At 64.6% G+C, this 25,325-nt stretch carries 27 protein-coding genes; 26 read left to right on the top strand and 1 reads right to left on the bottom strand.

Annotated elements, in window-relative coordinates:
* Window position 1 precedes the first annotated feature (1 nt).
* The 15 genes from fliH (at window position 2) to flhB (ending at window position 12,318) form a co-directional block, all read left to right on the top strand.
* Complete coding sequence (fliH, locus tag CL52_RS12305; protein ID WP_043220935.1) at window positions 2-775, top strand: flagellar assembly protein FliH; 774 nt, start codon at window positions 2-4, stop codon at window positions 773-775.
* Complete coding sequence (gene fliI, locus CL52_RS12300) at window positions 765-2,123, top strand: flagellar protein export ATPase FliI (protein WP_041106466.1); 1,359 nt, start codon at window positions 765-767, stop codon at window positions 2,121-2,123. The genes fliH and fliI overlap by 11 nt, the downstream gene beginning before the upstream one ends.
* Window positions 2,124-2,186: 63 nt before the next feature.
* Window positions 2,187-2,636, top strand: coding sequence for a flagellar export protein FliJ (gene fliJ, locus CL52_RS12295; protein ID WP_043220932.1), 450 nt, complete (start codon window positions 2,187-2,189; stop codon window positions 2,634-2,636).
* Between the two features lie 217 nt (window positions 2,637-2,853).
* Window positions 2,854-3,159 (top strand): STAS domain-containing protein, encoded by a 306-nt coding sequence (locus CL52_RS12290; protein ID WP_041106464.1) that lies wholly within the window; start codon window positions 2,854-2,856, stop codon window positions 3,157-3,159.
* Between the two features lie 2 nt (window positions 3,160-3,161).
* Window positions 3,162-4,847, top strand: coding sequence for an ATP-binding SpoIIE family protein phosphatase (locus tag CL52_RS12285; RefSeq protein ID WP_043220929.1), 1,686 nt, complete (start codon window positions 3,162-3,164; stop codon window positions 4,845-4,847).
* A 27-nt stretch (window positions 4,848-4,874) separates the two neighbouring features.
* Entirely contained in the window at window positions 4,875-5,225 is a 351-nt protein-coding gene (locus CL52_RS12280; RefSeq protein WP_041106462.1) for an Hpt domain-containing protein, read from the top strand.
* A 61-nt stretch (window positions 5,226-5,286) separates the two neighbouring features.
* On the top strand, window positions 5,287-6,546 hold the full coding sequence (locus tag CL52_RS12275; protein WP_043220927.1) for a flagellar hook-length control protein FliK: 1,260 nt from the start codon (window positions 5,287-5,289) through the stop codon (window positions 6,544-6,546).
* A 317-nt stretch (window positions 6,547-6,863) separates the two neighbouring features.
* Window positions 6,864-7,397 carry a flagellar basal body-associated protein FliL gene (gene fliL / locus CL52_RS12270; protein WP_041106460.1) on the top strand — a complete coding sequence of 178 codons (534 nt, stop codon included), beginning with the start codon at window positions 6,864-6,866 and terminating at the stop codon, window positions 7,395-7,397.
* A 12-nt stretch (window positions 7,398-7,409) separates the two neighbouring features.
* Window positions 7,410-8,381 (top strand): flagellar motor switch protein FliM, encoded by a 972-nt coding sequence (gene fliM / locus CL52_RS12265; protein WP_041106458.1) that lies wholly within the window; start codon window positions 7,410-7,412, stop codon window positions 8,379-8,381.
* 33 nt (window positions 8,382-8,414) lie between these two features.
* Window positions 8,415-8,894 (top strand): flagellar motor switch protein FliN, encoded by a 480-nt coding sequence (gene fliN / locus CL52_RS12260; protein WP_041106456.1) that lies wholly within the window; start codon window positions 8,415-8,417, stop codon window positions 8,892-8,894.
* Window positions 8,895-8,896: 2 nt separating this feature from the next.
* The gene (fliO, locus tag CL52_RS12255; RefSeq protein WP_043220925.1) at window positions 8,897-9,316 is read left to right on the top strand and encodes a flagellar biosynthetic protein FliO; all 420 of its coding nucleotides are present in this window, start codon (window positions 8,897-8,899) and stop codon (window positions 9,314-9,316) included.
* A complete protein-coding gene (gene fliP / locus CL52_RS12250; RefSeq protein ID WP_043220924.1) occupies window positions 9,316-10,092 on the top strand; it encodes a flagellar type III secretion system pore protein FliP in 777 nt (258 codons plus the stop codon). The genes fliO and fliP overlap by 1 nt, the downstream gene beginning before the upstream one ends.
* Window positions 10,093-10,102: 10 nt before the next feature.
* The gene (fliQ, locus tag CL52_RS12245; RefSeq protein ID WP_043220922.1) at window positions 10,103-10,372 is read left to right on the top strand and encodes a flagellar biosynthesis protein FliQ; all 270 of its coding nucleotides are present in this window, start codon (window positions 10,103-10,105) and stop codon (window positions 10,370-10,372) included.
* Complete coding sequence (gene fliR, locus CL52_RS12240; protein ID WP_041106449.1) at window positions 10,372-11,148, top strand: flagellar biosynthetic protein FliR; 777 nt, start codon at window positions 10,372-10,374, stop codon at window positions 11,146-11,148. The genes fliQ and fliR overlap by 1 nt, the downstream gene beginning before the upstream one ends.
* Before the next feature lie 33 nt (window positions 11,149-11,181).
* Window positions 11,182-12,318 carry a flagellar biosynthesis protein FlhB gene (gene flhB / locus CL52_RS12235; protein ID WP_041106447.1) on the top strand — a complete coding sequence of 379 codons (1,137 nt, stop codon included), beginning with the start codon at window positions 11,182-11,184 and terminating at the stop codon, window positions 12,316-12,318.
* A 43-nt stretch (window positions 12,319-12,361) separates the two neighbouring features.
* On the opposite strand, the gene sodC is transcribed toward flhB, so the two are convergent.
* Window positions 12,362-12,883 (bottom strand): superoxide dismutase family protein, encoded by a 522-nt coding sequence (sodC, locus tag CL52_RS12230; RefSeq protein ID WP_043220920.1) that lies wholly within the window; start codon window positions 12,881-12,883, stop codon window positions 12,362-12,364.
* A gap of 163 nt (window positions 12,884-13,046) precedes the next feature.
* On the opposite strand from sodC, the gene flhA reads away from it, so the two are divergent.
* From flhA to CL52_RS12175, 11 genes are all read left to right on the top strand, one after another.
* Entirely contained in the window at window positions 13,047-15,167 is a 2,121-nt protein-coding gene (gene flhA, locus CL52_RS12225) for a flagellar biosynthesis protein FlhA (protein ID WP_041106444.1), read from the top strand.
* A 15-nt stretch (window positions 15,168-15,182) separates the two neighbouring features.
* Complete coding sequence (flhF, locus tag CL52_RS12220; protein WP_043220918.1) at window positions 15,183-16,466, top strand: flagellar biosynthesis GTPase FlhF; 1,284 nt, start codon at window positions 15,183-15,185, stop codon at window positions 16,464-16,466.
* Window positions 16,467-16,551: 85 nt separating this feature from the next.
* Complete coding sequence (gene fleN / locus CL52_RS12215; protein WP_043220914.1) at window positions 16,552-17,382, top strand: flagellar synthesis regulator FleN; 831 nt, start codon at window positions 16,552-16,554, stop codon at window positions 17,380-17,382.
* Between the two features lie 17 nt (window positions 17,383-17,399).
* Complete coding sequence (gene fliA / locus CL52_RS12210; protein WP_043220912.1) at window positions 17,400-18,125, top strand: RNA polymerase sigma factor FliA; 726 nt, start codon at window positions 17,400-17,402, stop codon at window positions 18,123-18,125.
* A gap of 72 nt (window positions 18,126-18,197) precedes the next feature.
* Complete coding sequence (locus CL52_RS12205) at window positions 18,198-18,572, top strand: chemotaxis response regulator CheY (protein ID WP_173425371.1); 375 nt, start codon at window positions 18,198-18,200, stop codon at window positions 18,570-18,572.
* 23 nt (window positions 18,573-18,595) lie between these two features.
* Window positions 18,596-19,390, top strand: a complete 795-nt coding sequence (locus CL52_RS12200) for a protein phosphatase CheZ (protein ID WP_041106434.1) — start codon at window positions 18,596-18,598, stop codon at window positions 19,388-19,390.
* 12 nt (window positions 19,391-19,402) lie between these two features.
* The gene (locus tag CL52_RS12195; protein WP_041106432.1) at window positions 19,403-21,634 is read left to right on the top strand and encodes a chemotaxis protein CheA; all 2,232 of its coding nucleotides are present in this window, start codon (window positions 19,403-19,405) and stop codon (window positions 21,632-21,634) included.
* Window positions 21,635-21,678: 44 nt separating this feature from the next.
* Window positions 21,679-22,782 (top strand): protein-glutamate methylesterase/protein-glutamine glutaminase, encoded by a 1,104-nt coding sequence (locus tag CL52_RS12190; protein ID WP_041106430.1) that lies wholly within the window; start codon window positions 21,679-21,681, stop codon window positions 22,780-22,782.
* 18 nt (window positions 22,783-22,800) lie between these two features.
* A complete protein-coding gene (locus CL52_RS12185; RefSeq protein ID WP_041106428.1) occupies window positions 22,801-23,541 on the top strand; it encodes a flagellar motor protein in 741 nt (246 codons plus the stop codon).
* A gap of 10 nt (window positions 23,542-23,551) precedes the next feature.
* Window positions 23,552-24,367: a flagellar motor protein MotD gene (gene motD / locus CL52_RS12180; protein ID WP_041106426.1), complete on the top strand. Its 816-nt coding sequence runs from the start codon at window positions 23,552-23,554 to the stop codon at window positions 24,365-24,367.
* An 85-nt stretch (window positions 24,368-24,452) separates the two neighbouring features.
* Complete coding sequence (locus CL52_RS12175; protein ID WP_041106424.1) at window positions 24,453-25,241, top strand: ParA family protein; 789 nt, start codon at window positions 24,453-24,455, stop codon at window positions 25,239-25,241.
* Window positions 25,242-25,325: the final 84 nt, after the last annotated feature.

Genomic DNA, 25,325 nt, shown 5'->3' with positions numbered 1-25,325 from the left:
GATGGCTAAAGACAATCCGAGCGAGCTGATCCGCGCGCGCGACGTCAGCGTCTTCGATCGCTGGGCGCTGCCGAGCTTCGATCCGGAACGCGAGCCCGACGAACAGCCGAGCGAGGCTCCGGAGCCGCCGCCCGAAGAGACCGCTCACAGCGAAGAGGTCCCGGTCGAGGAAGTCAAACCGCTGACGCTCGATGAACTCGAGACCATCCGCCAGGAGGCCTACAACGAAGGGTTCAGCACGGGCGAGCGGGACGGCTTTCATGCCGGACAGCTCAAGGCCCGGCAGGAGGCCGAGGCGACCCTGGCCAGTCGCCTGGAAAGCCTGGAAAAACTCATGGCGCAGCTGCTCGAGCCGATCGCCGAGCAGGATCGCAACCTCGAGCATTCGCTGGTCACGCTCGTCAGTCATATGGCGCGCGAAGTGATCCAGCGCGACCTGCTGATCGACTCCAGTCAGATCCGCCAGGTCCTGCGCGAGGCGCTCAAGCTGCTGCCGATGGGCGCCTCCAATGTGCGTATCCACGTCAATCCGCAGGATTTCGAATCGGTCAAGGCGCTGCGCGAGCGGCACGAGGAGAGCTGGCGGATTCTCGAGGACGCCAGCCTGCTGCCCGGCGGCTGCCACATCGAGACCGAGCATAGCCGTATCGATGCCAGCATCGAGACGCGCCTGTCGCAGGCGATCAAGCAGTTGTTCGAGCAGCAGCGCGAGAACGCCACGCATCCCCCGGAAGCGGATCTGCAGCTGGACCTGGGGAGCCACGATGCGTCTTGAACGGGTCAGCTTCGCCAAGCGTCTGTCGACCTATGGCGAGGCGATCGCGCTGCCAAGTCAGCCGATTCTCGAGGGGCGGCTGCTGCGCATGGTCGGCCTGACGCTGGAGGCCGAGGGCTTGCGGGCGGCGGTCGGCAGCCGCTGCCTGGTGATCAACGACGACAGCTATCACCCGACCCAGGTCGAGGCCGAAGTCATGGGCTTCTCGGCCGGCAAGCTGTACCTCATGCCGGTTGGCAGCCTGGCCGGAATCGCTCCGGGAGCGCGCGTGGTACCGCTGCCGAACACGGGCCGCCTGCCGATGGGTATGTCGATGCTCGGCCGCGTGCTAGATGGCGCCGGCCGCGCGCTGGATGGCAAGGGCGGCATGCGTGCCGAAGACTGGGTGCCGATGGATGGCCCGGTGATCAACCCGCTCAAGCGCCACCCGATCAGCGAGCCGCTGGACGTCGGCATTCGCAGCATCAACGGCCTGCTGACGGTCGGGCGCGGCCAGCGGCTGGGCCTGTTCGCCGGTACCGGTGTCGGTAAGTCGGTGTTGCTGGGCATGATGACCAAGTTCACCGAGGCCGACATCATCGTCGTCGGGCTGATCGGCGAGCGGGGCCGCGAGGTGAAGGAATTCATCGAGCACATCCTTGGCGAGGAGAGCATCAAGCGTTCGGTGGTGGTGGCCTCGCCAGCCGACGATGCGCCGCTGATGCGTCTGCGCGCTGCGCAGTACTGCACGCGCATCGCCGAATATTTTCGCGACAAGGGCAAGAACGTCCTGCTGCTCATGGATTCGCTGACCCGCTATGCCCAGGCCCAGCGCGAGATCGCCCTGGCCATCGGCGAGCCGCCGGCGACCAAGGGTTATCCGCCTTCGGTGTTCGCCAAGCTGCCGAGCCTGGTCGAGCGCGCCGGCAACGCGGAAAAGGGTGGCGGCTCGATCACCGCCTTCTACACCGTGCTTTCCGAGGGCGACGATCAGCAGGACCCCATCGCCGATGCCGCGCGCGGCGTACTCGACGGGCACATCGTGCTGTCCCGGCGCCTGGCCGAGGAGGGGCACTATCCGGCGATCGACATCGAGGCCTCGATCAGCCGCGTGATGCCGGCGGTGGTCGGCGTCGAGCATCTGCGCAGCGCGCAACGCTTCAAGCAGCTCTGGTCGCGCTATCAGCAGAGCCGCGACCTGATCAGCGTCGGCGCCTACGTGGCCGGCGGCGATCCGGAGACCGATCTGGCAATCGCCCGCCAGGCCGACATGGTGCGCTACCTGCGCCAGGGGTTGGACGAGAGTGAACCGCTGGCGACCAGCGTGGCGCAGCTGTCGGCGGTATTCGGCCCGCGGCCGGCCGGTTGATGGAGCGAGGGCGCATCATGCTTGCAGCCGGCACTCGGCCAGACGCGCTAGCGGAGTTGAGTCGTGGCGCCTAGTCGGGCCGACCGCATGGCGCCGGTCGTCGAGATGGCCGAGAAGGCCGAGCGCGAGGCTGCGCGGATGCTCGGCCAGGGGCAGGCCCAGCTCAATCAGGCCGAAGGCAAGCTCGCCGAGCTCGAACAGTATTTCAGCGACTATCAGCAGCAATGGCAGCGCCAGGGGAGCCAGGGTGTGTCCGGGCAGTGGCTGATGAACTACCAGCGCTTTCTTTCCCAGCTCGAATCGGCAATCGCCCAGCAGCGCCGCAGTGTCGCCTGGCACCGCGATAACCTGGGCAAGCTGCGCGCCCAGTGGCAGCAGCGCCATGCCCGTCTGGAGGGGCTGGGCAAGCTGGTCGAGAGCTATCTGCGCGAAGCGCGCGTCGCGGCCGACAAGCGCGAGCAGAAGCTGCTCGACGAATTCGCCCAGCGGCTGGCGTCGCGCAAGCAGGAATGACGCTTGCCGCTGCCGGGCACGGAGTGATAAATGTGTCCCGCTTCATTGCAGCAGCCCGCGACAGGTCGTTGAAGAGAACAGAGCGAGCCCATCCGCTGAGCAGTGAGCCTGCCGCTGCGCGGCGCAGGTCGCCCGCTGTTTTCGAATGACAGAGTGAGCGAAGCCCGTCGGACCGTGCCGACCTGCCAAACCTCGTACCGCATCAGAGGGATGCTACATGACCATAACTTCCCAGCCATCGGCGGATGGCCGCGAGCTGACGATCGTCATTAACGGTCGCTTCGACTTCAACGCGCACCAGGCCTTTCGCGAGGCCTACCTGCGCTCCGACGTCCAGCCGCAACGCTATGTGCTCGACCTGCAGGGTGCCAACTATCTCGATAGTTCGGCGCTTGGCATGCTGCTGTTGCTGCGCGACCACGCCGGCGGCGACGAGGCCGATATCCGGCTGCTCAACTGCAACCCGGATGTCAGGCGCATTCTGCAGGTTTCCAATTTCGAAAAGCTCTTCGTGATCGCCTGAGCATGAGCAGCGGGCTGACCATTCTGGTTGCCGAGGACAGCCCGGTCGATCGCATGCTGCTGTCGACCATCGTCTCGCGACAGGGCCATCGCGTACTGACGGCAGCCAATGGCCTGGAGGCGGTCGCGCTATTCGAGCAGGAGCGCCCGCAGCTGGTCTTGATGGATGCGTTGATGCCGGTGATGGACGGCTTCGATGCGGCCCGCACGATCAAGACGCTGGCCGGCGACGAGCTGGTGCCGATCATCTTTCTCACCTCGCTGAGCGAGAACGAGGCGCTGGTGCGCTGCCTCGAGGCGGGCGGCGACGACTTCATCGCCAAGCCCTACAACCCGATCATTCTCGAAGCCAAGATCAAGGCGCTGCATCGTCTGCGTCGCCTGCAGGCCACGGTGCTGGAGCAGCGCGACCTGATCGCCCGGCGTAACCAGCAGTTGCTCGACGAACAGCGCGCCGCCAAGGCGATCTTCGACAAGGTCGCGCATGCCGGCTGTCTGGGGATTCCGAACATCCGCTATCGGCAGTCACCGCGGGCACTGTTCAACGGCGATCTGCTGCTGGCGGCGCAGGCGCCGGCCGGGCACATGTTCGTCCTGCTCGGCGACTTCACCGGGCACGGCCTGCCGGCGGCGATCGGTGCGATGCCCCTGGCCGAAACCTTCTACGGCATGACTGCCAAGGGGCACTCCAGCGGCGACATCCTGCGCGAGCTGAACGCCAAGCTGAAGCTCATCCTGCCGGTTGAGATGTTCTGCTGTGCGGCGCTGCTGGACATCGACTTCGATCGTCGCGTCCTGCGCGTCTGGAATGGCGGGTTACCGGACGGCTACCTGGTTCACGCCGACGGCTCGCGCACCGCGCTGCGCTCGCGTCATCTGCCGCTTGGCGTGCTCCCGGCGGCGAAGTTCGACAGTCATTGCGAGACGTTGCCGCTGCTGGATGGGGATCGGCTGCTGCTGCTGTCCGATGGCGTGGTGGAAAGTCGCAATGCCCGCGATGAACTCTTTGGCGAAGCGCGGCTGCTCGAGTTGCTCGACAGCGCCGCGCCGGATCGGCTGTTCGATCACATCGAGCAGGCGCTGGCAGCGTTTCACGGCCAGGCCCAGGACGACGTGAGCCTGGTCGAAGTCAGCCTGGGTGAGGTTCCCCTGCGTGGCGGCGCGTTCTCGACGCTGGCCGCCACGGCCCCTCGTGCGATCGATTGGTCGGCGCAATTCGAATTGCGTGCCGACAGCCTGCGCACGTCCAACCCATTGCCGTTGCTGTTGCAGGTGCTGCTGCAAACGCCACAGCTGCGACCGCGCGCCGGCGAGGTCTACTCGGTGCTGGCCGAGCTCTACTCCAACGCGCTGGAGCATGGTGTGTTGGCCCTGGATTCGGCGATCAAGCGCGACGCCGAAGGCTTCGCGCGCTATTACGAGCTGCGCCGCCAGCGCCTTGCCGAACTGGCCAGCGGCTGCATCCAGCTGAGCCTGGCAGTGTGCAGCGATGAGCAGGGTGGGCGGTTGCGCATTGGCGTGCGCGACAGTGGCAGCGGCTTCGACGTCGCGCGGGTGCTGGACGACAGCCATAGTCCGGCGGGGTTGGGCGGCCGCGGCCTGCGCCTGGTTCGGCAACTGAGCGACGCGCTCTACGCGACCGCCGACGGTGCCTTGAACGTGGAGTTTCGCTGGGGCGCTCATGCATAATCGCGCCTTTGCCTGAAGGAGGTGCCAGTGGCAGACGAGCATCTGGACAGCGCTGTCCTGGCCACCCTGCAGGACGTGATGGAGGCCGAGTATCCGGTATTGCTGGATACCTTTCTCATCGACTCGCAGGATCGCCTGCGCACCATCCAGGATGCCCTGGCTCAGGGTGAGGGCGAAGCCTTGCGGCGCGCCGCGCACAGCTTCAAGGGCAGTTGCAGCAACCTGGGTGCGCTGCGCCTGGCCGAGCTCTGCTTCGAACTCGAGGAAATCGCCCGGCAAGGCGCGCTCGAACAGGCGGCGGTCTGCGTCGAGCGAATCGAGCGTGAGTTCGCGATCGTCGGCATTCTCTTTCGTGCCGAGCGTCAGCGATTCGCCTGATTGGCAGCTGGCGCGAAACTTGCTCTGACTCGGCTGTAATACTCTGCGAGCGTAACCCGCCATGGCCGTTTCCCCGGATTTCCTGCTGCAAACCTCGACCCTCGATGCGCGACCGAAGGCACCTGCACGTACCTCGGAAGCTTCCCGCGAGCCCGCGGATAACGGGCGTTCCAGCTTTTCCGACGTGTATGCCCGTGAACGTCAGGCCAAGCCGGCCGAGCGCCCGGCTGCGCCGGCGCGCCGCGAAGCGGACAAGCCCGCCGAGACGCGTGAAGCGGCAAAAGGCGAAAGCGCCGAAAAGCCGACGGTTGCCGAGAGCGGCAAACCCTTGCCTGCCGACGAACAGCCGTCGCCGGATGAGCCGGTGGCCGAAGGTGAGCTCGATCCGCTGCTGTTGTTCGGGCTTGGCGGCGGGCAGCTGCCGGTCGAGGACGCGGCGTCAGAAACAGCCGAGGACGCTGCCTCGGACGTCCTGACAGAGCCCGAGGGGCTCTTTGCCAGCCCGACCTTGCAGGCGCCGGTGCTCACCGATGCCGGCGCGCCCGAAGGCGAGGCGGCGCTGAACGTCGGCCTGCAGGTCGACGCCCAAGACAAGAAAGCGATGGTGCCTGGCGGCGTGCAGCCCGCCGACCTGAGCGCTGGCACGGGTGAGGCGGTCGAGGCCGAAAGCGTGCTCGAAGAGGCGGCCCTGAAGGGTGAGACAACACCGGAAGAGCAGGCGGGCAGCTTCGCCGAGCTGCTCGAAAGCGCCGAAGGCCCGAAAGAATCGCGCCAGAGCGCTGGCGAGCCGAACGCACCGCGCTTCTCGGCCGCCGCGGCCCAGGTCGCCAGCCCGCAGCCTGTGGCGCAGGCCGCGCGGCCAATGCTGGTTCCCGGGCAGCCGGTACAGATGCATCAGGCCGGCTGGAGCGAGGCCGTGGCCGACCGGGTGATGTGGCTGTCGAGCCAGAACCTGCAGTCCGCGGAAATCCAGCTGGACCCGGCTGAGCTCGGGCGCATGGAAGTGCGCATCGACATGAACCGTGACCAGGCGCAGATCACCTTCCTCAGCCCGCATGCCGGTGTGCGCGATGCGCTGGAAGGCCAGATGCAGCGGCTACGCGACATGTTCGACCAGCAGGGCCTCGGGCTGATGAACGTCAACGTCTCCGACCAGTCACTGTCGCGCGGCTGGCAGGGCCGTGAACAGGGCGAGGCGACCGCGGGGCGCGGCGGCGCTGGCGGAGCGGCGGCGGACGACAGCGAGGTTGTGCTCGGCAGCAGCGAAATTTCCGCCAATCGGGCGGCTGGCAATCGCGGGCTGGTCGACTACTACGCCTGATCTCCCGCGCCCGGCGCAGCGCGTGGCGTGCCCGCTCGCTTGCGTCGCCGCTGTGTCGTCGCGCCACGCGCCTGCCTGAGCGCCCATCGCGGCCCGCATCGGGGCCTTCGCCACTCCAGGGCGCGTGCCCGGCCCGAACTCCGCACTTTTCCGCTTGCCTCCGGCGTCGAGCGGCGCGAGCCTTGTCCCGCTCCAACGGCCTCATGGCCTGACACCTCGGCGAGGCGCGACTGGCAGGTGGCTCTGGTCACTTGGCACAGCAGTTGCTCTTTGCCTTGGCAACCGAGCTCACACGAGCAAGATGACGGAATTTTGGCATGGCAAAGAAACCGGTACCCCCAGGACCGCCGATTCCCGGCGCGGAAGAGGCAGGCGGCGGCAAGGGCAAGCTCAAGCTGATCATCGCCATCGCCGTGGCGTTTCTGCTGGCCATCGGCCTGTCGATCGGCGGAACGCTGTTCTTCCTCGGCCGCGACGCCGACGAGCCGAAGGCAGAGGCCGAGCAGGCCGCCACCACGCCGGCAGGCAAGGCGCCGGCGATCTACGAATCGCTGATGCCGGCATTCGTGGTCAACTTCAATCACAACGGGCGCCAGCGCTACATGCAGGTGAGCGTCGCACTGATGTCACGCGATCAAGTGGCGCTCGATGCACTCAAACAACATATGCCGTTGCTGCGCAATCGCTTGGTGATGCTCTTCTCCGGCCAGGATTTCGCCACGCTGATGACGCCCGTCGGCAAGGAGATGCTGCGGCAGCAGGCAACCAGTACCGTGCAGGAACTGGCACAGAAGGAAATCGGCAAGCTTGCCGTCGAGCAAGTGCTGTTCACCAACTTCGTACTGCAATAGAAGGCCCGGCGCATGGCTGTTCAAGACCTGCTTTCGCAAGACGAGATCGATGCGCTGCTGCATGGCGTCGACGACGGTCTGGTGGATACCGAGAGCGACGCTGAACCGGGTTCGATCAAGAGCTACGACCTCACCAGCCAGGACCGTATCGTCCGCGGCCGGATGCCGACGCTGGAGATGATCAACGAGCGCTTCGCCCGTTACACCCGCATCAGCATGTTCAACCTGTTACGGCGCTCGGCCGACGTGTCGGTCGGCGGTGTGCAGGTCATGAAATTCGGCGAGTACGTGCATTCGCTGTATGTGCCGACCAGCCTCAATCTGGTGAAGATGAAGCCGCTGCGCGGCACGGCGCTGTTCATCCTGGACGCCAAGCTGGTGTTCAAGCTGGTGGACAACTTCTTCGGCGGCGACGGTCGTCACGCCAAGATCGAGGGCCGCGAGTTCACTCCGACCGAGCTGCGCGTGGTGCGCATGGTGCTCGATCAGGCCTTCAACGACCTCAAGGAAGCCTGGCACGCGGTGCTGGATGTCAATTTCGAGTACATCAACTCGGAGGTGAATCCGGCGTTGGCGAACATCGTCAGTCCCAGCGAGGTGGTGGTGGTCTCGACCTTCCACATCGAACTGGACAGCGGTGGCGGTGACCTGCACGTGACCATGCCGTATTCGATGATCGAGCCGATCCGCGAGATGCTCGACGCCGGCTTCCAGTCCGATGTCAGCGACCAGGACGAGCGCTGGGTCAAGGCGCTGCGCGAGGACATCCTGGATGTCAACGTGCCGCTCGGCGCGACCGTGGTACGGCGTCAGCTCAAGCTGCGCGACATCCTGAACATGCAGCCCGGCGACGTCATTCCGGTCGATATGCCGGAGGAGATGATCATGCGCGCCAATGGCATGCCGGCCTTCAAGGTCAAGCTGGGCGCACACAAGGGCAACCTGGCTCTGCAGGTGCTCGAACCCGTGCAGCGCCCGCGCTGACGGTCAAACCATTTGTAGCCTCGAGGAACCGCGATGGCAGACGAACACGACAACACTTCCCCCGAGGAACAGGCGCTGGCCGACGAATGGGCCGCAGCCCTGGCTGAAGCCGGCGACGCCAGCCAGGATGACATCGATGCCCTGCTCAACCAGGGTGGGGCGCCCGCGGCGGCGGCCCCGGCTGCGCCGCGCGCGCCGCTGGAGGATTTCGACAATCCGCCGAAGTCCAACGGCCCGCAGCTCGGCCTCGAAGGGCCGAACCTGGATGTGATCCTCGACATTCCGGTCTCCATTTCCATGGAGGTGGGCAGCACCGAAATCAGCATCCGCAACCTGCTGCAGCTCAACCAGGGCTCGGTGGTCGAGCTCGACCGCCTGGCGGGCGAGCCGCTGGATGTGCTGGTCAACGGCACGCTCATCGCGCACGGCGAGGTGGTGGTTGTGAACGAGAAGTTCGGCATTCGCCTGACGGACGTGATCAGCCCCACCGAACGCATCAAGAAGCTGCGCTGACCATGCGTGCGTTTGGCGTTCTCGCGCTGTTGTTCAGCCTGTCGGCCGCCGCGGCCGAGCCGGCGAGCGGCATGACCAGTACCGACATGGGCGCCCAACTGGGCAAGCTGCTGCTCGGATTGTTGCTCGTCATCGGCCTGATCTTCCTGCTTGCCTGGCTGCTGCGCCGGGTGCAGCAACTCAATCCGCGCGGGCCGCAGGCGATCAAGCTGATCTCCAGCCAGGCGCTGGGGCCACGCGAGCGGCTGGTGCTGGTGCAGGTTGGCGGCGAGCAGGTGCTGATCGGCCTCGCCGGTGGACGCATCACCCCGCTGCACGTGCTCAAGGAGCCGGTGCTGATGCCGGATGCCGAGCCGGCCAATCCCGAATTCGCTCAGCGGCTGATGGACTTGCTGGGCAAGGACAACAAGGACAAGAGCTGATGCTGCGCATATTGCTGACGGTGCTGCTGTTGACCGTCGCACCCCTGACGCTGGCGCAGGATGCCGGAGGGCTAGTCGGTCGCGGCGACAATCGCTTGTCGATTCCCGCCATTACCCTGAGCACCGACGCGCAGGGCCAGCAGGAATACTCGGTCAGCCTGCAGATCCTGCTGATCATGACGGCGCTGAGCTTCATTCCGGCGTTCGTCATGCTGATGACGAGCTTCACGCGGATCATCATCGTCTTCTCGATCCTGCGGCAGGCGCTGGGCCTGCAGCAGACGCCGTCGAACCAGATTCTCATTGGGCTGACGCTGTTTCTGACGCTGTTCGTCATGGCGCCGGTGTTCGACCGCATCAATCGCGAGGCGCTGCAGCCCTATCTGGCCGAACAGCTGCCGGCGCAGGACGCGATCGCGCGCGCCGAAGTGCCGATCAAGGCCTTCATGCTGGCGCAGACGCGCGAGAGCGACCTGGACCTGTTCATGCGCCTGTCCAAGCGCACCGATATCCCGAGCCCCGAGGCGGCGCCATTGACCATCCTGGTGCCGGCGTTCGTCACCTCGGAGCTGAAGACCGCCTTTCAGATCGGCTTCATGATCTTCATTCCCTTCCTGATCATCGACATGGTCGTCGCCAGCGTGCTGATGGCGATGGGCATGATGATGCTGTCGCCGCTGATCATTTCGCTGCCGTTCAAGATCATGTTGTTCGTCTTGGTCGATGGCTGGGGGCTGATTATCGGCACCCTGGCCGGCAGCTTCGGCACCCTGTAGGAGCCCTCCGATGACCCCAGAAGTCGCAGTGGACATATTTCGTGAAGGCCTCTGGATGACCGCCGTGATCGTGGGCGTGCTGGTGGTGCCGAGCCTTGTGGTCGGGCTGGTGGTGGCGATGTTTCAGGCTGCCACGCAGATCAACGAGCAGACCCTGAGCTTCCTGCCGAGGTTGTTGGTGATGTTGCTGACGCTGATCTGGGCCGGGCCCTGGCTGGTGCGTGAGCTGATGGAGTACACGCAGAATCTGATCACCAACATCCCGCTGATCATCGGCTGATGCTCGAACTGTCCGACGCGCAGATCGGCGCCTGGGTGGCGCAGTTCATGCTGCCGCTCTTTCGCGTCGGCGCGTTGCTGATGAGTATGCCGATCATCGGAACGCAGCTGGTCCCAGTGCGTATCCGCCTGTATCTGGCAATGGCGATCACCCTGGTGATCGCACCGAGCCTGGGGCCGATGCCCGAGGTGGAGGCGCTGAGCCTGCGCGCGATGCTGCTGATCGCCGAGCAGATTCTCATCGGGGTCATGCTCGGCTTCGTCCTGCAGCTGTTCTTTCATCTGTTCATCGTCGCCGGCCAGCTCTTGGCGATGCAGATGGGGCTCGGTTTCGCATCCATGGTCGATCCGGCCAATGGCATCTCGGTGCCGGTGCTCGGCCAGTTCTTCAACATGCTGGTGATCCTGCTGTTCCTGGCGATGAACGGGCACCTGGTGGTGTTCGAGATTCTCACGGAGAGCTTTGTCACCTTGCCGGTCGGGACGGGGTTGTCGACCAATCACTACTGGGAGGTCGCCAGCAAGCTCGGCTGGGTGCTGGGCGCGGGATTGTTGCTGGTCTTGCCGGCCATCACCGCGCTGCTGGTGATCAACCTGGCATTCGGCCTGATGACCCGGGCAGCGCCGCAGCTCAACATCTTTTCCATCGGCTTCCCGCTGACCCTGGTGCTCGGTCTGATCGTCGTCTGGATCGGCATGGCCGATATCCTGGCGCAGTACCAGACTTTCGTGGGCGAGGCGCTGCAGATGCTGCGCGAACTGGTAGGGCTGCGCTGATGAGGCGCGCGCCGAGCAGGGTGGAGGTCGCCGATGGCCGAGAATGAAAACGGCGCGGACAAGAGCGAAGAGCCAACAGAGAAACGCCTGCGCGAGTCGCGCGAGAAAGGGCAGATCGCCCGTTCCCGCGAGCTGAGCACCGTGGCGGTGACTGTCGGTGGCATCGGTGGGCTGCTGGCCTCTGGCGGCGGCCTGGCGCAGGCGTTGATGACGCTGATGCGTGGCAGTTTCGAGCTGAACCGCGAAACGCTGTTCGACCAGGGCAGCATGGTCTTGCTACTGCTCTCGGGCGGCTCGCTCGCGCTCAAGGCGGTGCTGCCGCTGCTGCTGGTCCTGCTGATCGCATCCATCGCCGGCCCTATTGCCCTGGGCGGCTGGCTGTTCTCGGCCAAGGCCATGGCGCCGCAGTTCAGCCGGATGAATCCCGCATCGGGCCTGAAGCGGATGTTCTCCACCAAGGCCCTGGTGGAGCTGCTCAAGGCATTGGCCAAGTTTTCCGTGGTGTTGCTCGTCGCGCTGGCCGTGCTGTCCGCCTACGAGGACGATCTCTTGTCGATCGCCAAGCAGCCGCTCGATCTGGCGATCATGCACAGCGTGGAGGTGGTCGGCTGGAGCGCCTTGTGGATGGCTTGCGGGCTGATTCTCATCGCTGCAGTGGATGTGCCGTTCCAGCTCTGGGATCACAAGCAGAAGCTGATGATGACCAAGCAGGAGGTCAAGGACGAATACAAGGATTCCGAAGGCAAGCCCGAGGTGAAGTCACGCATTCGCCAGTTGCAGCGTGACGCGGCGCAGCGGCGCATGATGCAGGCAGTACCTGAGGCCGACGTGGTGATTACCAACCCGACCCACTTCGCCGTGGCGCTGAAGTACGACGCCGACAAGAGCGGCGCACCGATGCTGGTAGCCAAGGGTGGCGACTTCCTGGCGCTGAAGATCCGCGAGATCGCGCAGGAACACCGGGTGACGGTGCTGGAGTCGCCGGCCCTGGCGCGTGCCGTGTTCTACTCGACCGAGGTCGACCAGGAAATCCCGGCCGGGCTCTACCTGGCAGTGGCGCAAGTGCTGGCCTACGTCTATCAGCTGCGTCAGTACCAGGCGGGCAGGGCACGGCGCCCGGCGCCGCTGAACGATCTGCCGATTCCGCCGGATCTGCGCCGCGACGCCTGATCGCAGGCAGAAGAGGCCGGCGCTCGCCGGCCTCTGGCGGGGCTTACTTGATCAACCCGCAGGCAACGCGGGCACCGCCGCCGCCCAGCGGTTGCGGATGGTCGGCATGGTTGTCGCCGCCCTGGTGCACCATCAGAGCCAGGCCCTTGATGTCGCCGAGGCTCTTGAGTCGCGGTGCGAGCACCGGCTGCTTGGCTGTGCCGCCGCTCTCGACGTAGAGCGCCGGCAGGTCGCCCATATGGCCGTCGCCCCAGGGCTCGCCGTGCTTGCCCGTGTTCTTCGGATCCCAGTGGCCGCCTGCCGCGCCGGCCGGCGTGGTCTTGCCGTCGATCTCGGCCGTTTCGCAACTGCCCTTGGCGTGGATGTGGAAGCCGTGCACGCCAGGTTGCAGGTCCGACAGCTGCGGGCGGAACACCAGGCCGTAGTCGCTGGTTTCGATGCTGACCTGGCCGACCGACTTGCCGACGCCATCGGCGCCGACGGCGTTCATTTGCACGTTGAGCGTTTCAGCCTGTGCCGCTGCGGCCACGCAGCTGGCCAGAGCGGCGATGATCCACTTGTTCATGGCGGTCTCCTTCTTCGGTTCGGGTTGTGTGGATGCAAGTCAGCGTGTGACTGCCGTTTGGGCGACGGGTTCGCCCGCTGCACCTGAGTTGGACCCCTTCTTGCTATAGCCGGGGCAGAGCGTTTCGTCGCGTCAATTTTTCTCTGTTTCGCTGGGGGCCACGTTGGATCGCACGCAACTGATCAATATGCGCAACAGCCTGACCGGTGTCGGCCGCGGCAACCTGGGGGTGCCGCTGCTGCTGCTGGTGATGCTGGGCATGATGATGCTGCCGGTGCCGCCGTTCCTGCTGGACGTGCTGTTCACCTTCAACATCGCATTGTCCATCGTCGTGCTGCTGGTCAGCGTCTATGCGTTGCGGCCGCTGGATTTCGCGGTCTTCCCGACGGTGCTGCTGGTCGCCACCCTGCTGCGCCTGGCCTTGAACGTCGCCTCGACGCGGGTGGTGCTGATCCACGGACACGACGGCGGCAGTGCCGCAGGCCATGTGATCGAGGCCTTCGGCAACGTGGTGATCGGCGGTAACTACGTCGTCGGTATCGTGGTGTTCGCGATCCTGATGATCATCAACTTCGTGGTGGTCACCAAGGGTGCCGGGCGTATCTCCGAGGTCAGCGCGCGCTTCACCCTCGATGCCATGCCGGGCAAGCAGATGGCGATCGACGCCGACCTCAACGCCGGGTTGATCGACCAGGCCGAAGCCAAGAAGCGGCGCGCCGAGGTCTCTTCGGAGGCGGACTTCTACGGATCGATGGACGGTGCCAGCAAGTTCGTCCGCGGTGATGCCATCGCCGGCCTGCTGATTCTCTTCATCAACCTGCTCGGCGGCATGGGCATCGGTATGGCCCAGCACGGCATGAGCTTTGCCGAGGCCGGCCAGGTCTACGCGCTGCTGACAATCGGTGACGGCCTGGTGGCGCAGATCCCGTCGCTGCTGCTGTCCACCGCAGCGGCGATCATGGTGACGCGGGTCACCAGCTCCGAGGACATGGGCCAGCAGGTCAATCGGCAGATGTTCTCTTCGCCCAAGGCGCTGGCGGTGTCGGCGGCAATTCTGATCGCCATGGGTCTGGTGCCGGGCATGCCGCATTTTTCCTTCGTCGGGCTCGGTGCCCTGGCTGCGGCCGGTGCGTACTGGATCTGGTATCGCCAGAAGCGCACGGAGAAGCAAGCCGAGCAGGAGGTGCAGAAGCAGCAGGAGATGTTGCCGGCCCAGCGCGCCACCGAAGCCAAGGAGCTTGGCTGGGATGACGTCACGCCCGTCGACATGGTCGGGCTGGAGGTGGGCTACCGCCTGATTCCGCTGGTCGATCGCAACCAGGGTGGGCAGTTGCTCGGACGAATCAAGGGCGTGCGCAAGAAGCTGTCGCAGGATCTGGGCTTTCTCATGCCGTCGGTGCACATCCGTGACAACCTCGACCTGATGCCTAACGCCTACCGGCTGACCCTGATGGGGGTCAGCCTGGCCGAAGCCGAGGTCTATCCGGACCGGGAGCTGGCAATCAACCCCGGGCAGGTGTTCGGTCCGCTCAACGGCATCGCCGCCAAGGACCCGGCCTTCGGCCTGGAGGCGGTCTGGATCGAGGGCAGTCAGCGCGACCAGGCTCAATCGCTTGGCTACACGGTGGTCGATGCCAGCACGGTGATTGCTACGCACCTGAACCAGGTGCTCTACAAGCATGCTCACGAACTGCTGGGGCATGAGGAGGTCCAGCAGTTGCTGCAGCTGCTGGCCAAGAGTTCGCCCAAGCTCGCCGAGGAGCTGGTGCCGGGCATGGTGTCGTTGTCTACGCTGCTCAAGGTGCTGCAGACGCTGCTGCAGGAGCAGGTGCCAGTTCGTGACATTCGCACCATTGCCGAGGCCATCGCCAATGTCGCCGGCAAGAGTCAAGATCCCGCCGCGATGGTCGCGGCAGTGCGTGTCGCGCTGTCGCGTGCAATCGTGCAGAACGTGGTGGGACTAGAGCCGGAGCTGCCTGTCATCACGCTCGAGCCCCGGTTGGAACAGATATTGCTCAACAGTCTGCAGAAGGCCGGACAGGGTGCCGAAGATGGCATCCTGCTGGAGCCGGGAATGGCCGAAAAGTTGCAACGCTCCCTCGTGGAGGCCGCGCAGCGTCAAGAAATGCTCGGCAAGCCGGCGATTCTCCTGGTGGCGGGTCCGGTTCGTGCGATGCTCTCGCGCTTCGCGCGGCTCGCGGTGCCGAACATGCATGTGCTGGCCTACCAGGAAATTCCGGACAACAAGCAGGTCACCATCGTTTCGACGGTGGGACAGAATTAATCGAGGGTGCAGGCCATGCAGGTCAAACGTTTCTTCGCCGCCGATATGCGCATCGCCATGAAGATGGTTCGCGACGAGCTGGGCGCCGATGCCGTGATCATCGGCAACCGGCGCGTGGCCGGCGGCGTGGAGCTGACGGCTGTGCTCGATTATCCGGTGCAGGCCGCGCCCGAAGCGAAGAAGCCCAATCCCGCGCTCGAAGCCGAGCTGCGCAAGACGCAGACGCGCATCGCCAGCGCGCATGCAGAACTGTCCGGTGCCCGGCCGCAGCCGGCACAGAATCGTCAACTGCTTGACGAGCCCAAGCCGGCGCCGGCACCCGAGCCGGTGTCGAACGGCGCGGCGCCGGCGCTCGACAGCCGGGCCATCGAGAGCATGTACAGCGAGCTGCAGGGGCTGCGTGAGCTGATCGAAGTACAGCTCGGCTCCATCGCCTGGGGCCAGGAGCAGAGCCGTCGTCCGCAGCAGGCCAGCCTCTGGCGCCGCCTGCAGCGCGTCGGCCTGCCGGCCGAGCTGTCGCGCAGCCTGCTGGAAAAGGTCTCCACCGTCAGTGATCCGCGGCAGGCCTGGCGCATGCTGCTTGCGCACCTGGCGCAGTCGATCAAGGTCAGCAAGAACGAGCCGCTGGAAGAGGGTGGCGTGATTGCCCTGGTCGGCCCGGCAGGCGTCGGCAAAACCACTACCCTGGCCAAGCTGGCCGCGCGCTACGTGCTCAAGCACGGCGCGCAGAGCATTGCCCTGGCGAGCATGGACAACTATCGCATCGGCGCGCAGGAGCAGCTCAAGACGCTGGGGCGAATCCTCGACGTGCCGGTGGTGCAGATCGATCCCGCCAAGCCATTGGCCAGCTCGCTGGCGTCGCTGGCACGCAAGCGGGTCATCCTTATCGATACCGCCGGCCTTCCGGCCAGCGATCCGACCCTGCGTCAGCAGCTGGCCGCGCTGTCGGACCGAGGCGTGAAGTCACGCAATTATCTGGTACTGGCCGCGACCAGCCAGAGCCAGGTGCTCAAGGCGGCGTGGCACAACTATCGCCGCTGCGGCCTGAGTGGCTGCATCCTGACCAAGCTGGACGAGGCTGGTTCGCTCGGTGATGTGCTGGGGCTCACGATCAGCCAGCACTTGCCGATAGCCTACCTGGCCGACGGGCCGCGTATTCCGGACGACCTGCATCTGCCGCGCAGCCACCAACTGGTCAGTCGCGCTGTCAGTTTGCAGTCGGACGAAGAGCCGAGCGAGGAAACCATGGCGGACATGTTCGCCGGCTTGTACAACGAATCGTCGCGGCGGGCGGGTTGAGCGCGCGCTGGCAATCGAATAAACCTGATGCGTCCGCAAGGCGCATCGTCGGCCCCTTGGGCCTGCTACATATGGGCGTTTGAAGATGGGTATGCATCCCGTACAGGTGATTGCGGTGACCGGCGGCAAAGGTGGCGTCGGCAAGACCAATGTGTCGGTCAATCTGGCACTGGCCCTGGCCGATCTCGGTCGCCGCGTCGTATTGCTCGACGCCGACCTCGGCCTGGCCAACGTCGATGTGCTGCTGGGTTTGACCAGCAAACGCACGCTGGCCGATGTGATCGCCGGTGAGTGCGACCTGCGTGACGTGCTCATCCAGGGGCCAGGCGGCATCCGCATCGTGCCGGCCGCCTCCGGTACCCAGAGCATGGTCCAGCTCTCGACCCTGCAGCATGCCGGTCTGATCCAGGCCTTCAGCGAGCTGGGCGATGAGCTCGATGTGCTGATCATCGACACCGCAGCCGGTATCGGCGACGCCGTGGTGAGCTTCGTGCGTGCCGCCCAGGAAGTCTTGTTGGTGGTCACCGATGAGCCGACGTCCATCACCGACGCCTATGCGCTGATCAAGCTGCTCAATCGCGACTACGGCATCAGCCGCTTCCGTGTGCTGGCCAACATGGCCCACGCGCCGCAGGAAGGCCGCAACCTGTTCGCCAAGCTGACCAAGGTCACCGAGCGATTTCTCGATGTCGCGCTGCAATATGTCGGCGCGATTCCCTACGATGAGTCGGTGCGCAAGGCCGTGCAGAAGCAGCGCGCCGTCTACGATGCCTATCCTCGGGCGAAGTCCTCGCTGGCGTTCAAGGCCATTGCGCAGAAGGTCGATACCTGGCCATTGCCTGCCACCCCGCGTGGGCACCTGGAGTTCTTCGTCGAGCGACTGATCAATCCAGGCACTGCCGGGAACCACGAATGAAAACTGCCGGATCCGCTATGTATTACAGCAAGGCACACGAAAAGGATGCGCAATATCGCCTGATCGATCAGTACGCCCCGCTGGTCAAGCGCATCGCCTACCACCTGTTGGCCCGCCTTCCGGCGAGCGTGCAGGTCGACGACCTCATCCAGGCAGGGATGATCGGGCTGCTGGAAGCGGCAAAGAAATACGACTCGGGCAAGGGCGCCAGCTTTGAAACCTACGCCGGCATCCGCATCCGCGGCACCATGCTCGACGAGGTGCGCAAGGGCGACTGGGCGCCCCGTTCGGTGCATCGCAACTCGCGCATGGTCAGCGAGGCGATCCGCGGCATCGAAGCCAGAACCGGGCGTGACGCTAAAGATCACGAGGTTGCGGCCGAACTTAAGTTGAGCCTCGACGAGTACTACGGGATTCTGGGCGATACGCTTGGCAGCCGGCTTTTCAGCTTCGACGATCTGCTGCAGGAAGGCGAGCACGGCGAACTGAACGAGGATGCCGGCAGCGCGCACCCGGAACCCTTCCGCGACCTCGAAGACGAGCGTTTTCAGCAGGCCCTGGCCGATGCCATCGCCAATCTGCCCGAGCGGGAAAAGCTGGTGCTGTCGCTGTATTACGACGAAGAGCTGAATTTGAAAGAAATCGGTCAAGTGCTGGGCGTCAGCGAATCGCGCGTAAGCCAGCTGCATAGCCAGTGTGCCGCGCGTCTGCGGGCGCGCCTTGGCGAGTGGCGTGCCGCCTGATCGACTGTATTGCTGCGAGACGTGCTCGGTTGCCGAGATTTTGGAATTACGGAGGTCGACTTGGACAAGAACATGAAAATCCTCATCGTCGATGACTTCTCGACGATGAGACGCATCATCAAGAACCTCTTGCGTGATCTGGGGTTCACCAATACGGCCGAGGCCGACGACGGCACCACGGCCTTGCCGATGCTCAAGAGCGGCAGTTTCGATTTCCTGGTGACTGACTGGAACATGCCCGGCATGAGCGGCATCGACCTGCTGCGCCAGGTGCGTGCCGATGAGCGCCTCAAGCATCTGCCGGTACTGATGGTCACCGCTGAAGCCAAGCGCGACCAGATCATCGAAGCGGCCCAGGCCGGGGTCAACGGCTATGTGGTCAAGCCCTTCACCGCCCAGGTGCTCAAGGAAAAGATCGAGAAGATCTTCGAGCGCGTCAACGGCTGAAGCAGCAACGCCGCGAGGGCACTATGACGCAAGCAGATCAAAGCCTGGCAGAGTTCGAAGCGACTCTGAAGGCCAACGCCCCCAAGTTGATTGAAAGCCTGCAGCAGGGTCGTTTCGACGAAGCGACGCAGATGTTCAATGAGCTCAGCCAGGCGCGCAACCACAGCCTTTATCAGGAAGTCGGCAAGCTCACCCGCGAGCTGCACAACGCCATCGTCAAGCTCGAGATGGATACCTGTGCCACTGGCGGCGATCCGTCACCGATAACCGATGCCACCGACCGGCTTTCCTATGTCGTGGAAATGACCGAGAAGGCCGCCAATCGCACCATGGACCTGGTGGAGGAGTCCGCGCCGCTGGTCAACTACGTGAGCTACGAGGCCCAGAGTCTGACGGCGGACTGGCAGCGCTTCATGCGCCGCGAAATGGACGCCGACCAGTTCCGCAGCCTGGTCAAGCGCATCGACCAGTACCTCAAGCGCAGCATGAACGACGGCAGCCTGTTGTCGCAGAACCTGAGCGAAATCATGCTTGCCCAGGACTTCCAGGATCTGACCGGACAGGTCATCAAGCGCGTCACCCGACTGATCACCGAGCTCGAAAGCAACCTGCTCAATCTCGTCTTGATGGCGGGTCAGGTGGACCGTGTTGCAGGCATCCAGCATGACCGCGATGCCATGCGCGCCGAGCAAGAGAAGAAAAAACAAGAAAAATCACCGTCCAACGGTGAAGGTCCGCAGATGCATGCCGATAAGCGTGAGGACGTCGTGTCGGGACAGGACGACGTGGATGATCTGCTTTCGAGCCTGGGTTTTTAGGGGAACAGGAATATGAGCTTCGACGCCGATGAAGAAATTCTCCAGGACTTCCTGGTAGAGGCCGGCGAGATTCTCGAATTATTGTCTGAGCAGCTGGTGGAGCTGGAAAGCAGCCCCGATGACATGGCCCTGCTCAATGCGATCTTTCGCGGGTTCCACACCGTCAAGGGCGGCGCAGGCTTTCTGCAGCTGCACGAGCTGGTCGAGTGCTGCCACGTTGCCGAAAACGTCTTCGATACGCTACGCAAAGGCGAACGCCGCGTAGATTCCGAGTTGATGGACGTAGTGCTGCAGGCCCTGGACTCGGTCAACGCCATGTTCAATCAGGTCCGTGAGCGCGTCGAGCCGACCCCGGCATCGCCGGAGCTGCTGGCCGCGCTGTCGCGTCTGGCCGAGCCGGCAGGCGCCGAAGAGGCCGCACCGGCGGCCGAACCTGCTCCCGAGCCGGTCGTAGCGGCTGCCGAGGACTCGGTAGATAACGAGTACGAGCAGCTGCTCGATGCGATCCAGGCGCCGGCGGCCGAGCCGACGGCCGAGTCGGGCGCAGCTCCTGATGAGATCACTGACGACGAATTCGAAGCACTGCTCGACCAGCTGCACGGCAAGGGCAGCTTCAGTGGCGCTTCCGACGCCGCGCCGGCTGGCACGGCGCCCGCTGCCGCAGCCCCAGAGCCGGCATCCGACGAGATCACCGACGACGAATTCGAAGCGTTGCTCGACCAGCTGCATGGCAAGGGGCAGTTCGCCCCGGACGCTGAAAAGCCGGCCGCGCAGCCAGGCAAGCCGGTCGAACAACCGGTTGCTGCCGCGAGCGAAGCCACCGGCGGCGAGCACATCACCGACGACGAATTCGAGGCGCTGCTCGATCAGCTGCACGGCAAGGGCAAGTTCGAGCCTGCCAGCGTGAGTTCCAGCGCCGCCGAGGCGACGCCGCCAGCGGCACCGGCCAAGCCCGCGGAAAAAGCCACCAAGCCGGCGGCGGCCAAGGCGCCGGCGGCTGCTCCGACACGCGCCGAGGCACCAGCCCGTGGCACGCCTGCCGCGGCGAGCGCCACGGCGGAGAAACCGGCCAGCGAAGCGGAAACCACCGTGCGGGTCGATACCGCACGCCTGGACGAAATCATGAACATGGTCGGCGAGCTGGTGCTGGTGCGTAACCGCCTGGTACGCCTGGGTGCCAGCAGTGGCGACGAAGCCATGGCCAAGGCCGTGTCCAATCTCGACGTGGTGACGGCCGATCTGCAGAGCGCGGTGATGAAGACGCGCATGCAGCCGATCAAGAAGGTATTCGGTCGCTTCCCGCGCCTGGTCCGCGACCTGGCGCGCAGCCTGAAGAAAGAGATCAACCTCGAGCTGGTCGGTGAAGAGACCGACCTCGACAAGAACCTGGTCGAAGCGCTGGCCGATCCGCTCGTGCACCTGGTGCGCAACGCGGTCGACCACGGCATCGAGACTCCCGAGGATCGCGAAGCCGCAGGCAAGCCGCGCACCGGCCGGGTAGTGTTGTCCGCCGAGCAGGAGGGTGACCACATCCTGCTGATGATCACCGACGACGGCAAGGGAATGGACGCCAATGTCCTGCGCGCCAAGGCCGTCGAAAAGGGCATGCTGGACAAGGATGCTGCCGATCGCCTGAGCGATCTGGAATGCTACAACCTGATCTTCGCCCCGGGTTTCTCGACCAAGACCGAGATTTCCGATGTGTCCGGCCGCGGGGTCGGCATGGACGTGGTGAAGACCAAGATTTCCCAGCTCAATGGCACGGTGAACGTCTTCTCGACGAAGGGGCAGGGCTCGAAGGTCGTGATCAAGGTGCCGCTGACGCTGGCGATCATGCCCACGCTGATGGTCATGCTTGGCAACCAGGCATTCGCCTTCCCGCTGGTCAACGTCAACGAGATCTTCCACCTCGACCTGTCGCGTACCAACGTGGTCGATGGCCAGGAAGTCATCATCGTCCGGGACAAGGCGCTGCCGCTGTTCTACCTCAAGCGTTGGCTGGTGCACGGGGCGGCGGACGAGGAGCAGGGCGAGGGGCATGTCGTCATTCTCAGCGTAGGCAACCAGAGCATCGGTTTTGTCGTCGACCAGCTCGTCGGGCAGGAGGAGGTGGTGATCAAGCCCCTGGGCAAGATGCTGCAGGGCACGCCTGGCATGTCCGGCGCCACGATTACCGGCGACGGACGCATTGCGCTCATCCTCGATGTTCCCAGCATGCTCAAGCGCTACGCGCGTAGGGCCTGATCAGTAGGGCGGGGGTCTGCGGACCACCGCCGCTAGGAGTGTTTATGGCAGTCAAGGTCCTGGTGGTGGACGACTCCGGCTTCTTTCGCCGGCGCGTCACCGAAATCCTCTCATCGGACCCCGCAATCCAGGTCGTCGGCACCGCGACCAACGGCCGTGAAGCCATCGACCAGACGATGGCACTCAAGCCCGACGTCATCACCATGGATTACGAGATGCCGATGATGGACGGCATCACCGCGGTACGTCAGATCATGCAGCGTTGTCCGACGCCGGTCCTGATGTTCTCCTCGCTGACGCACGAGGGCGCGCGCGTCACGCTCGATGCGCTGGATGCCGGCGCCGTCGACTACCTGCCGAAGAACTTCGAGGACATCTCGCGCAACCCGGAAAAGGTCAAGCAGCTGCTCTGCGAGAAGGTGCACACCGTCTCGCGCAGCAATCGGCGCTACAGCGGCCTGGCCCACTCCAGCCATGCTGCGCCGATGCCGGCTGCACGCAGTTCGAATTTTTCTTCGCCTGCCGCAAGCCCGGCGCGCAGCGCCAGCGCTGCGCCGGGCGCGACTGCCGCGAGCCCGAAGCGCAAGGCCTACAAGCTGGTTGCCATTGGAACTTCGACGGGTGGGCCGGTGGCGCTGCAGCGCGTGTTGACTCAGTTGCCGTCCAGCTTCCCGGCTCCGATCGTGCTGATCCAGCACATGCCGGCGGCCTTCACCAAGGCGTTCGCCGATCGCCTCGACAAGCTCTGCAAGATTCGCGTCAAGGAAGCCGAAGACGGTGACCTGCTGCGTCCGGGGCTCGCGTTGCTGGCGCCAGGCGGCAAGCAGATGATGGTCGATGGGCGTGGCTGTGTGCGCATCCTGCCCGGCGACGAGCGGCTGAACTACAAACCCTGCGTGGACGTGACCTTCGGCTCGGCCGCCAAGGCCTATCACGACAAGGTTCTGGCCGTGGTGCTGACCGGCATGGGCGCCGATGGTCGTGAGGGCGCGCGCCTGCTCAAGCAGAGCGGCAGCCAGGTCTGGGCGCAGGATGAGGCGAGCTGCGTGATCTATGGCATGCCGATGGCCATCGTCAAGGCGAACCTCAGCGATGCCGTGTACGGCCTCGACGATATCGGGCGCCATCTGTCCGAGGCCTGCATCTAGATGAAGGCGGTTCTCTAGATGGATGTGCTCAGCCTTATCGGGCTGACCCTCGCGTTTGTTGCCATCGTCGGTGGCAATTTTCTCGAAGGGGGGCATGTCTCGGCGTTGCTCAACGGGCCGGCGGCACTGATCGTGATCGGCGGCACGCTCGGCGCGGTCCTGCTGCAAACCCCGGTGGCGGTGTTCATGCGCGCGGTGAGCATGGTCGGCTGGATCTTCTTTCCGCCGCGGATCGACATGATCGGCGGCATCTCCCAGGTGACCGGCTGGAGCAATACCGCGCGCAAGGAAGGATTGCTCGGCCTCGAGCCGGTGGCGGAAACCGAAGCCGATCCCTTTGCGCGCAAGGGACTGCAGCTGCTGGTCGACGGCGCGGAACCGGAAGTCATCCGCGGCGTGTTGGAGGTCGATCTGTACACGCAGGAGGCACGTGATCTGCGTGCCGCGAAGGTCTACGAGAGCATGGGCGGCTATGCACCGACCATCGGCATCATTGGCGCGGTCATGGGCCTGATCCATGTCATGGGCAACCTGGCCGACCCGAGCCAGCTGGGTAATGGCATTGCGGTCGCCTTTGTCGCCACGATCTATGGGGTAGGCATGGCCAACCTGTTGCTGCTGCCCATCGGCAACAAGCTCAAGAGCCTCGTGCAGCGCCAGACGACCTACCGTGAAATGCTGCTCGAAGGCGTGCTGTCCATCGCCGAAGGCGAAAACCCGCGTTCCATCGAGATGAAGCTGCAAGGCTTCATCGACTGAGGCGATCACCATGCCACGCCGTCGCGCTGCCGAGGAACACGAAAACCACGAACGCTGGCTGGTGTCCTACGCGGACTTCATCACCCTGCTGTTCGCCTTCTTCGTGGTCATGTACGCGATCTCGTCGGTCAACGAGGGCAAGTACAAGATCCTTTCCGAGTCGCTGGTTGGCGTGTTCAATCAGCCGGATCGCGCGGTCAAGCCGATTCCGATCGGCGAAGAGCGCCCGCGTACCACCGACCCGGCACGCTCGCAGGTCGATCAGCCCTCGGGTGATTCGCTGCTCGACCAGAATGCTTCCGATCCGCTGCAGAACATTGCTCGAAGCATGCGCGAGGCCTTTGGCGACCTGATCGCCAAGGAGCAATTGACCGTTCGTGGCAATGAGCTATGGGTGGAAATCGAGCTCAATTCGAGCCTGCTGTTTCCCAGTGGCGATGCGATTCCCAACAACGCAGCCTTTGCCTTGATCGAGAAGGTCGCCGCCATCCTGGCCCCCTACGAAAACCCGGTGCACGTCGAAGGCTTCACCGACAACCTGCCGATCGCGACCGCCAAGTATCCGACCAACTGGGAGCTGTCGGCTGCGCGCGCGAGCAGCATCGTGCGCATGCTGGCGGCCGACGGTGTGGCGCCGCAACGGCTTGCCGCGGTTGGCTATGGGGAGTTCCAGCCCGCGGTATCGAACGATACGGTCGAAGGGCGAGCGCGCAATCGACGGGTCGTGCTGGTGGTTTCACGCAATCTGGACGTGCGTCGCAGCGTGGCGGGCATGGGCAGCAATGGCCGAAGTGGCATGCAAACTGCACCTGCGGCAGGCAGGTAGGCGCCCGATGGCGCGTTCGTCAATTCATCGTCGTTGCTTGCAGACCGTGAACGTCGGTCTGGTCTGAACCGGGTGGAACACTGAAATGAGAGTCTGGGCAGTAGCCAATCAGAAAGGCGGAGTCGGCAAGACCACGACTTCCGTGGCCCTTGCTGGTCTGCTCGCCGATTCCGGCAAGCGGGTCGTCGTGCTCGACCTGGATCCGCATGGCTCGATGACCAGCTATTTCGGCCACGATCCGGACAACCTGGAGCACAGCGTCTTCGACCTGTTCCAGCATCAGGGCACGGTGCCCGAAGGCCTGCCGTGGCAGTTGCTGCTATCCACCAGCCATGAACGCATATCGCTGCTGCCGTCGAGCACGGTGTTGGCCACCCTGGAACGTCAGTCACCAGGCCAGAACGGCCTGGGCCTGGTCATCGCCAAGAGTCTGTCGCAGATGTGGCAGGACTTCGATTACGCGATCATCGACAGCCCGCCGTTGCTTGGCGTGCTGATGGTCAACGCGCTCGCCGCTAGCCAGCAGCTGATCATTCCGGTACAGACCGAATTTCTCGCCATGAAGGGCCTGGAGCGGATGGTCGGCACGCTGGCGATGATCAATCGTTCGCGGCGCCAGCCGCTGCCCTACGTCATCGTTCCGACACTCTTCGATCGCCGGACGCAGGCGTCGATGAATACGCTCAAGGTGCTGCGGGCGGGCTACGAAGAGAATCTGTGGCCGGCATTCATTCCGGTCGATACCCGCCTGCGTGATGCCAGCCGTGCCGGCGTCACGCCTTCGCAGTTCGATCCCGGCAGCCGGGCCGTACTCGCCTACAAGGCGCTGCTCAAGCATCTGCTGGCGCGCCAGGCGTCGCCGCAGGTGGCCTGACGTGTCGACGAACTGCCATGCGCCTCGCTCAAGTTCGCCGCGCCAGCGGCCGATAGCCTGTAACGAATTCCATAGCGGACTGAT

This window comes from Stutzerimonas balearica DSM 6083 (assembly GCF_000818015.1).
GTDB lineage: Bacteria > Pseudomonadota > Gammaproteobacteria > Pseudomonadales > Pseudomonadaceae > Stutzerimonas > Stutzerimonas balearica.
The sequence above is the reverse complement of the archived record's forward strand: the minus strand, read 5'-3'. Positions and strand labels throughout refer to the sequence as shown.

Coding starts and splice junctions, on each gene's coding strand:
- fliH (WP_043220935.1), top strand. CDS start 2: ATGGCTAAAGACAATCCGAGCGAGCTGATCCGCGCGCGCGACGTCAGC.
- fliI (WP_041106466.1), top strand. CDS start 765: ATGCGTCTTGAACGGGTCAGCTTCGCCAAGCGTCTGTCGACCTATGGC.
- CL52_RS12290 (WP_041106464.1), top strand. CDS start 2,854: ATGACCATAACTTCCCAGCCATCGGCGGATGGCCGCGAGCTGACGATC.
- CL52_RS12285 (WP_043220929.1), top strand. CDS start 3,162: ATGAGCAGCGGGCTGACCATTCTGGTTGCCGAGGACAGCCCGGTCGAT.
- CL52_RS12275 (WP_043220927.1), top strand. CDS start 5,287: ATGGCCGTTTCCCCGGATTTCCTGCTGCAAACCTCGACCCTCGATGCG.
- fliL (WP_041106460.1), top strand. CDS start 6,864: ATGGCAAAGAAACCGGTACCCCCAGGACCGCCGATTCCCGGCGCGGAA.
- fliM (WP_041106458.1), top strand. CDS start 7,410: ATGGCTGTTCAAGACCTGCTTTCGCAAGACGAGATCGATGCGCTGCTG.
- fliN (WP_041106456.1), top strand. CDS start 8,415: ATGGCAGACGAACACGACAACACTTCCCCCGAGGAACAGGCGCTGGCC.
- fliO (WP_043220925.1), top strand. CDS start 8,897: ATGCGTGCGTTTGGCGTTCTCGCGCTGTTGTTCAGCCTGTCGGCCGCC.
- fliP (WP_043220924.1), top strand. CDS start 9,316: ATGCTGCGCATATTGCTGACGGTGCTGCTGTTGACCGTCGCACCCCTG.
- fliQ (WP_043220922.1), top strand. CDS start 10,103: ATGACCCCAGAAGTCGCAGTGGACATATTTCGTGAAGGCCTCTGGATG.
- fliR (WP_041106449.1), top strand. CDS start 10,372: ATGCTCGAACTGTCCGACGCGCAGATCGGCGCCTGGGTGGCGCAGTTC.
- flhB (WP_041106447.1), top strand. CDS start 11,182: ATGGCCGAGAATGAAAACGGCGCGGACAAGAGCGAAGAGCCAACAGAG.
- sodC (WP_043220920.1), bottom strand. CDS start 12,883: ATGAACAAGTGGATCATCGCCGCTCTGGCCAGCTGCGTGGCCGCAGCG.
- flhF (WP_043220918.1), top strand. CDS start 15,183: ATGCAGGTCAAACGTTTCTTCGCCGCCGATATGCGCATCGCCATGAAG.
- fleN (WP_043220914.1), top strand. CDS start 16,552: ATGGGTATGCATCCCGTACAGGTGATTGCGGTGACCGGCGGCAAAGGT.
- fliA (WP_043220912.1), top strand. CDS start 17,400: ATGTATTACAGCAAGGCACACGAAAAGGATGCGCAATATCGCCTGATC.
- CL52_RS12205 (WP_173425371.1), top strand. CDS start 18,198: ATGAAAATCCTCATCGTCGATGACTTCTCGACGATGAGACGCATCATC.
- CL52_RS12200 (WP_041106434.1), top strand. CDS start 18,596: ATGACGCAAGCAGATCAAAGCCTGGCAGAGTTCGAAGCGACTCTGAAG.
- CL52_RS12195 (WP_041106432.1), top strand. CDS start 19,403: ATGAGCTTCGACGCCGATGAAGAAATTCTCCAGGACTTCCTGGTAGAG.
- CL52_RS12190 (WP_041106430.1), top strand. CDS start 21,679: ATGGCAGTCAAGGTCCTGGTGGTGGACGACTCCGGCTTCTTTCGCCGG.
- CL52_RS12185 (WP_041106428.1), top strand. CDS start 22,801: ATGGATGTGCTCAGCCTTATCGGGCTGACCCTCGCGTTTGTTGCCATC.
- motD (WP_041106426.1), top strand. CDS start 23,552: ATGCCACGCCGTCGCGCTGCCGAGGAACACGAAAACCACGAACGCTGG.
- CL52_RS12175 (WP_041106424.1), top strand. CDS start 24,453: ATGAGAGTCTGGGCAGTAGCCAATCAGAAAGGCGGAGTCGGCAAGACC.